The organism is Streptomyces sp. NPDC031497, from assembly GCF_055580905.1.
On sequence record NZ_JBVIKO010000062.1, the window covers coordinates 1 to 7,453 of the forward strand.

4 protein-coding genes are annotated in these 7,453 nt (G+C 66.9%); 1 reads left to right on the plus strand and 3 read right to left on the minus strand.

Translation table 11 applies throughout. From position 1 onward, the window contains the following. The first annotated feature begins 725 nt into the window (after positions 1-725). Positions 726-1,157, plus strand: coding sequence for a hypothetical protein (locus ACZ5K7_RS48165; RefSeq protein WP_468924931.1), 432 nt, complete (start codon positions 726-728; stop codon positions 1,155-1,157). On the opposite strand, the gene ACZ5K7_RS48170 is transcribed toward ACZ5K7_RS48165, so the two are convergent. The 3 genes from ACZ5K7_RS48170 to ACZ5K7_RS48180 all read right to left on the minus strand — a co-directional run bounded on the left by ACZ5K7_RS48170 (position 1,154) and on the right by ACZ5K7_RS48180 (position 7,436). Beyond that, a complete protein-coding gene (locus ACZ5K7_RS48170) occupies positions 1,154-4,486 on the minus strand; it encodes a right-handed parallel beta-helix repeat-containing protein (RefSeq protein WP_468924933.1) in 3,333 nt (1,110 codons plus the stop codon). The genes ACZ5K7_RS48165 and ACZ5K7_RS48170 overlap by 4 nt on opposite strands. A gap of 290 nt (positions 4,487-4,776) precedes the next feature. Then, complete coding sequence (locus ACZ5K7_RS48175) at positions 4,777-5,316, minus strand: TetR/AcrR family transcriptional regulator (RefSeq protein ID WP_468924935.1); 540 nt, start codon at positions 5,314-5,316, stop codon at positions 4,777-4,779. A 518-nt stretch (positions 5,317-5,834) separates the two neighbouring features. After that, positions 5,835-7,436, minus strand: a complete 1,602-nt coding sequence (locus tag ACZ5K7_RS48180) for a zinc-binding alcohol dehydrogenase family protein (protein WP_468924937.1) — start codon at positions 7,434-7,436, stop codon at positions 5,835-5,837. Positions 7,437-7,453 lie beyond the last annotated feature (17 nt).

Consider the following 7,453-nt stretch of genomic DNA (forward strand, 5'->3'; position numbering starts at 1 on the left):
CCGCCCCACCATCAAACCCTCATCAACATCCGGCCACTCCATACCCGTCAAAACAGCAAACGCCCTACCCAACGACGAATCCGGATCCAAACGCACACCAACCACCCTTCCCGCGACGACCTGACCGCATACGTATATGTATACGTATGCTCACCCGTAACACACGCGGCACAAGACGGTGACAGAGCCTTCTCCGAGAAAGCAGACACACGTTCGAGCAATCGCGCGGCCAGGGCGAGCTTATCGGGCTCCTTCTGGGCCGTGCCATGAGTCAGGTGTGAGCTTCCCCTGGAGAAGTCGCCTGACGAGCACAAAGGTTGGTCACTCGATTGAGGCGACGGCCGGTGTGTCGCTTGCCGGAGGGTGCGAACGGCGTCCGGCTGGAGCCACCTCCGGGCAGGAAGGCATCTCCAGAGTGACAGGAACGGACACCGCAGCAAGGAACGTCGCGTGACTGGCCGCCGGATAGGAACGGAGCAGTGAACCGGTGTCGCAGTCAGCGGTATTGACGGGCGCCCGTGGGCGTCTGAGTACGGTTCTCAGAAACGGTATTTTTCTAGGCACGATCGACAACGGGTCGCCGAACCCCCGCCGATCCTCGATCGCTTCTCAAGGTCGCGGACCGGCTGACCGAGCACGGCCTGGTGCTGGTGATGCCCGCCGGACGCTGCCCGGCATCTATGACCCCACTGGCCCCGGCAAGCCGCTGTTCGACCTTCGCCGCGATGGCCGAGACGGAGCGGGAGAACATCCGGCAGCCGACCCTGGAGGGGCTCGGCACCGCAGCCCGCGAGGGCAGGTACGGCGGCCGGTCCCCGGTCATCACCGACGACACGCTGCACACCGTGCTGCGGCACAAGGCACTCGGCGAGTCCGTCGAGCAGATGCAACCCGCCTTCATCATCCGCACCGGCAAGCGCAGGGGACAGAACCCGTCCGTCGCCAGCACCTACTGTGCCCGCGCCGAACACGAGAAGACCCAGCCGTACCCCGAGGCCGTCGACGCGGCCCGCGCCGGCTTCGCCGCCCTCCAGCAGCACGACCACTGCCCCAAGTCATTACTCAGCGCCACACGCCACTTGGCGGCAGCTATACGAGAACAGGGCCGTGCGCTCCGGCTCCACGTGATCCCGGCCCGCCGATTGCACCTCGGCTAGGACGGCGTCTTACTCGCCGATGCCGACGCGAAGGGCAGATCCTCGGGCAGCAGATTGGTGAGGGCGTCCAGGTCGGGAACCGCCATGCTGCCGAGGCGGCTTGCCTGGCGTGTCATCATTTGCTCGACCAGCTGCCGGGCCAGACGCGCGTTGCCGAACGACCGTGTGCGGGGCAGCGAGTCCAGGTGGACGCGTAGTGCCTCCAATGTCTCGGGAGCGCAGGAGTAGCCCGCGGTGACCGTCTGTTCCTCCACGATCGCGAGCAGTTCCTCCGTCGTGTAGTTCTCGAACTCCACTCGCCTGGTGAATCGGGAGGCGAGACCCGGGTTGGAGTCAAGGAAGCGGCCCATCTCGTCGGGGTAGCCGGCGACGATCACGACTGCCTCGTCACGATGGTCCTCCATCAGCTTCAGGAGCGTGTCGACGGCTTCGCGGCCGAAGTCCTGCGGTGCGTTCTCCGGGGTGAGGGTGTAGGCCTCGTCGATGAACAGCACACCCCCGATAGCCCTTTGGAAGGCCTCGGTGGTGAGCTGAGCGGTGTGCCCGATGTACCGGCCGACCAGGTCGGCTCTGGCCACCTCCACGAGCTGTCCGCGGGGGAGTATGCCGAAGGAGCGCAGCAAGTCTGCGTAGAGCCGGGCCACCGTGGTCTTGCCGGTGCCCGGAGGCCCGGAGAAGATGAGGTGGTGGCTGATGCGGGGGGTGGGAAGTCCTACCGCTGCCCGCTGTCGGTAGGCGGACAGCAGGTCCACGATGCCGCTCACTTCACGCTTCACGGCCTCCAGGCCGGTCATGGCCTGGATTCTGGCCAGTGCGTCGCTGTCGCCGGGCTGGCCTTCGCCGGACGTGGTCATGGCGGCGGCTTCCTCTCCGACATCCTCCGGCAGCATCAGGGTGAGATCGGCTTCCCCGGCGTCGGGCAGCGAGGCGAGCCGGACGGACTGGCGGTCCACCATTTCCTCGAACACCTTGCGAGCGGCACGTCCGTTGCCGAACGTCGCGTCCCGGCGCATGGCGGAGAAGTGGTGCCGTAGGGCTTCTTGGGTCAGCGGATCCAGAACATAGCTGTGCCCGGCGCACATGTCCTCGGTGATGGTGACGAGTTCGTCTACGGAATAGTTGTCGAACTCGATGGTGCGGGTGAACCGCGACGCCAGGCCGGGGTTGGCCGTGAGGAAGTTCTCCATCTCCTTGGAGTACCCGGCGACGATGACCACCGCCTCGTCCCGGTGGTCCTCGATGAGTTTTACCAGCGTGTCGATCGCCTCTTGTCCGAAGTCAGCCCCGGATCCCTTGCTGTCGGACAGCAGGGTGTAGGCCTCGTCTATGAAGAGCACGCCGCCGAGGGCTTTGCGGAACGCCTCGGTGGTTTTGATCGCTGTGCCGCCGATGACCTGGGCGACCAGGTCGGAGCGGGACACTTCGACAAGGTGTCCCGACGGAAGCATGCCGAGATCGGCGAGGATGGAGCCGTAGAGCCGGGCAACCGTGGTCTTGCCGGTGCCGGGAGGGCCGGCGAAGACCAGGTGACGGCTCATGGGCGGGGCGGGGATGCCCAGCTGAGCGCGCCGCTGGGTCAGCCGTCCCAAACTGACCAGCATGTTGACCTGCTCTTTGACATTGGCCAGTCCGACCAGGGAATTCAGCGCCGCGAAGGGGCCGGTCGGCTCGGGACCGCTGTCGGTCGTGCCCGAGCGCTCGGTGGATGCGGCGTCGGCGTCGGGTGCGGTGTTCTGCCACGAGTCGGGCAGACCGTTCTCCGAACTGTCCAGGCGCTCGACGGTCAGCGCCGGGCCGGGCTTGGCATGACGCAGTCCGGCGCCCTGGTTGGAGTGAACCGTGCAGCCGCCGACTGTGATGGGTGCGGTCCCGTCGAGGCGTATGCCGTCGCCCGTGTTTGCGGTGGAGACACAGTCCGTCAAGGTGGCCCGGCCGCCGGACGTCACCAGGACGCCGTGTGCCTTCGAGCGGGTGATGCGTACTCGGAGCATGGTGACCTCGCCTCCGTCGTCCACGGCGACGCCAGCTCCCGCGCTCCCGCTCACCTCGCAGTCGCGCAGAGATGCGGTGCCGCCCCGTGCCACGGACACGCCTGCCTGCGCCGCGCCGTTGAAGCCGCAGCCGCTGAACTGGGGATGCCCCCCCGTTTCCACGCGTACCGCCGGCCCCGCGCTGTCACGTACCTCGCAGTTGTCGAATCGTCCCCGGCCCCGGTCGCCGACAGTGATCCCGGTGCCGCGCGGTGCCGTCACACGCACGTCACGCAGCAGCGGCCGTGCTCCGGAGCGCAAGGCGATGCCGGCACTGTGGGTACCGGTCACCTGGAGCCCGTCGAATTCGCCCTCGGAGTCGTCGGTGAGCAGGACACCGATGTCGCTCCCTGTCTTGATCCTGGTGCCGATCAGGGTGGGCGAGCTGGCCTGCCCGATGTGCACGGCCGGCTGGGAAGCGTCGGTGAACGCGCACTCGATATATCTGCCGCGGGACCGCTCGGTCACGAACAGCCCGCTGCCTCCGGTGCGTTCGCTGACACACCGGGTCAACTGCGGTTCGGAACGATTGGCGACGGCGAAGCCGTGGCCCGTGGCGTCGTGCACGCGTACGTCCGTCAGCTCGGTGCGGGCCGAACTTGCCAGGTAGACACCGAGAGCGCAGTCATGGACGGTCGTCCGGCTGACGCCGAGAACGGTCGAGCCCTCCAGAGCGAGGGCCGGCCTGTCTGTCGCGGAGATCCGGCAGTTCTCCACTGTCCCGCCGGACCGGCCGTTGGCGAGGATGCCGTTGCCCCGGGCCTCGTGCAGTGTGCTGGCCCGGACGATCACCCGCCCGTCCTCGCTGATGACGATGGCCGAAGTGCCCATGTTCTCCAGCGTGCAGTTCTCGAGCACGCTGTCTATCGCCGAGGTCACCACCACGCCCGCGCCCGCGGGATTCGTCACGCGGCAGTTGCGCATCGCCAGGGAGCCGGTGCCGCGGCTGAGTAGCGCCGCCCAGCCGGATCCGACCACCTCGCAGCCATCGAGTGCCACTTGCCCGCGGGCCGCGTCCACCACGGGCAGGTCCTCCTCGCCGCCCCGTAGCGTGAGGTCGGTCAGCAGTACCGCGTCCGCGGCCAGTGTGATCGCGGTGCCGGTGCGGGGGGCGATTTCGACCGAGCCGCGTGGTCCCTCGGCGACGAGGGTCACTTGTGCGCGAATGGTGAGGTTTTCGGCGTACACGCCGGGTCGGACCCGGATGACCGTGCCGGCGCGTGCCCGCGAGAGGGCTGATGCGATCGTGGGATGGTCACCGCCGTCGCCCTGTCCCACGGTCAGTGTCGTGCGTGCCACGGCCGATCCTCCTCATTGTGCAGCCGCCGGCCGTTCCGGCCTCCGGACCGGGGCGGGCGTGCGGTTACCGGGCAATCCGCATCGCGGTCGGGCTTCGTCGAGCCGGTCCCGTGGCTGCCGCACATATGTGCCTGGCCCCTGGATGCGCTCCTGAGGGTACTCAAGGAATACGTGTCACAACGAGTTGGTCCGGCTGTTGGGTTTACCAAAAGCTGGGGCTCACATGTGAAGTTCGTGGCGGGACCTCTCAGTGGTTGGGGGCGCGCGGTCTGGGAGCTGACGTGCGAGTGTCAGGCGCGCAGCCTGGAGAGTGCGATGTTCATTTCGGCGGCCAGGAAATTCTGGTCGTCGGCGACTTTGGCCCGCAGTATGGCGCCCTGGAAGAGGTCGAGCAGCATGACAGCGAGGATGGAGGACGACTGCTCGGCGGTGATCTCGCTCGTTCTCTGTCCCTCTTCGATCGTCGTACTGAGGGAGCAGGCCCAAGAGGTCATCGCCTCGCGTACCGCTGTGCGGACCTTCTCACCCGCCATGACGCCGTCGCATGCGAAGTTGCCCAGTAGGCAGCCGAATTCCGTACCGAATGTTTCGATTCGCTCGATATGGGCGGCGAGGTGTTGACGCAGGCGGTCCAGCGGGGAACCGTCCGAGCCGAGGCAGGAGAAGTCGATGCCTTGGGCGTAGTGCGCCACGATTTCGGCCGCGAGGTCCTGCTTGCTGCCGAAGTGGTTGTAGAACGAGCCCTTCGGTACTCCGGCCGCTTGGGTGATGTCCTGGACGCTTGCCCCGCTGAACCCTTTGCGACGGAACACGTCCTCTGCGTGTTCCACGATCCTCTTCCGAGCGCTCACCTGTGGCATCTTCACTGTTCCTCGACGGTTTCGGGCGGGACGGCCGGTGTGCCCGCGGAGGGAGGAGCAGGAGAGCGACCGTCGCCGGTCCATAGCGGTGCCCAAGGGCGTGTCCCGTCGAGGGGGAACGCCCGCGCATGCGCGACGGCAATGCCTGGGGCAGACGCGGAGCGACGGATGAAGGGAGGCGGCCGGGTCCTGCTCGTCTTCACCGTCATTCCTTCGTTGTCCGTCGAGGGGGCTGCCTCCGGTTGATACACCGTCCCGCGCACGCAGAACAGCGGGGCGCGGTATCCAGGAGTCATCCGGGCCGCGCCTTCCGCGTGAAAGTCCCCGCCGTGTCGGGAACGGGCCGGTGGGGTCGAGGCCGCCACCACCGCCTCAGCATATGAATATGTCCAGTCGTCTTTGAGATGTCAAGCTGCTGGGGGGCATACCCCGTCGTGGGTCCGCTCCGGGGCGCTGGAATCCTGTGCGCCCCGGAGCGGAAGACGTTGTCAGAATCCCGTGAGTGTGATCTTTCCGATGGCCTTGCCCGACTCGAGCACGCGGTGGGCTTCGCGGAGGTTCGTCGCGTTGATGGGGCCCAGGTCCTTGGTGGCGGTGCTGACCAGGATTCCCGCGTCCACGAGGCGTGCCACCTGCGTGAGAATCTTGTGCTGCCGGTCCTGGTCGTGTGTCTGGAACAGCGAGCGGGTGAACATGAACTCCCAGTGGAAGCTGATGCTCTTCGGCTTCAGTACGCCTATGGGCAGGTCCTCGAAGTCGTCGATCGCGACGACCTGGCCGAACGGGTTGAGAGCCTCGGCGTACGCGGACAGATTGTGGTCCGTACCCGCTGTGCTGAATACGTGGTCGAGCCCGTGCGGAGCCACCTCCGCGAGCTGTGGCATGAGCGGCTTGTGGTGGTCCACGATGTAGTGAGCGCCCATGCGACGGGCGAAATCAACGGTCTCCGGTCGCGACGCCGTGCCGATCACCGTCAGGTCCGTGAGTGCGTGGGCGAGCTGGCTGACCATGGCCCCGACACCGCCCGCGGCCGCCGTCACCAGCAGCGAGCCGGTCTCGGCGAGGAGGTCGTGGTGCAGTTCGAGTCGCTCGAAGAGGCCCTCCCAGGCGGTGAGTGAAGTCAGCGGCAGCGCTGCCGCCTCGGTGAAGGTGAGAGTGGTCGGCTTCAGCGCGACAAGGCGCTCGTCCACCGTGTGGTACTCGGAGTTGCTGCCCGGCCGGTCGATGGCCCCCGCGTAGAAGACTTCGTCTCCTGGCTTGAAAATCTCCACCTGTGAGCCGACCGCGATGACCGTACCGGCGGCGTCCCAGCCCAGAACACGGTCCTCCCCGGCCGGGTCGTCGTGCTGCCGGACCTTGTAGTCGACCGGGTTGACGGCGATGGCTTCCACACGCACCAGAAGATCCCGCGGGCCGGGCTCCGGGACCGGTACCTCGATGTCGAGAAGGCACGCGCTGTCGGTGACGGGCAGGCACGCGCGGTACGCGACTGCGCGCATCGTGGTGGTGGTCATGACTTCTCCTGGTCGGGTTGTGATGGATGAGTGCGAAGGCTGTCGCTCACACGCGAAGATCGCGTTACGTCCGGGAAGGGGCTGCGGCAGCAACTCCGGCCGGCCGGAAAGGAAACGATCCGCTGCCTGCAGGGGCGTGAGCCCCCGCTTATTGATGAGGGCGTCGATCTGCTCGATCCCCTCGATGCCCAGGTACATGTTCTCCAGTCGTTCGAGAACGACGGGAGTGATGTGCGGTATCACCTCCCGGAGGATCACCGGGCTGGCTCCAACAACCGGTGTGCCTGCCCCTTCGGGCTCCGCCAGTTCCCGGAGAGCGAACGTCCGCATCAGATAGTGGGGCCGCCATAACCGGACGACGAACCACTTCCGCGCCGTGATCCGGTCCCGGACATGCGAGATGAACTGCCGCCAGGTCATGGAGGCGAAGGAGTACCCGAGCTGGTCCAGCCGGCTGAGGGCCAGCAGTTGTCGGTGTGTGGCCGTTGCCTCTCCCCAGGGAGAGGCAACGGCCACACACCGACCCCCCCTGGTGACGGCACTCGGGTGGGCAAGAGTTGTGCGGGTCTCCACCACGGGGGGGGGGGGACAGG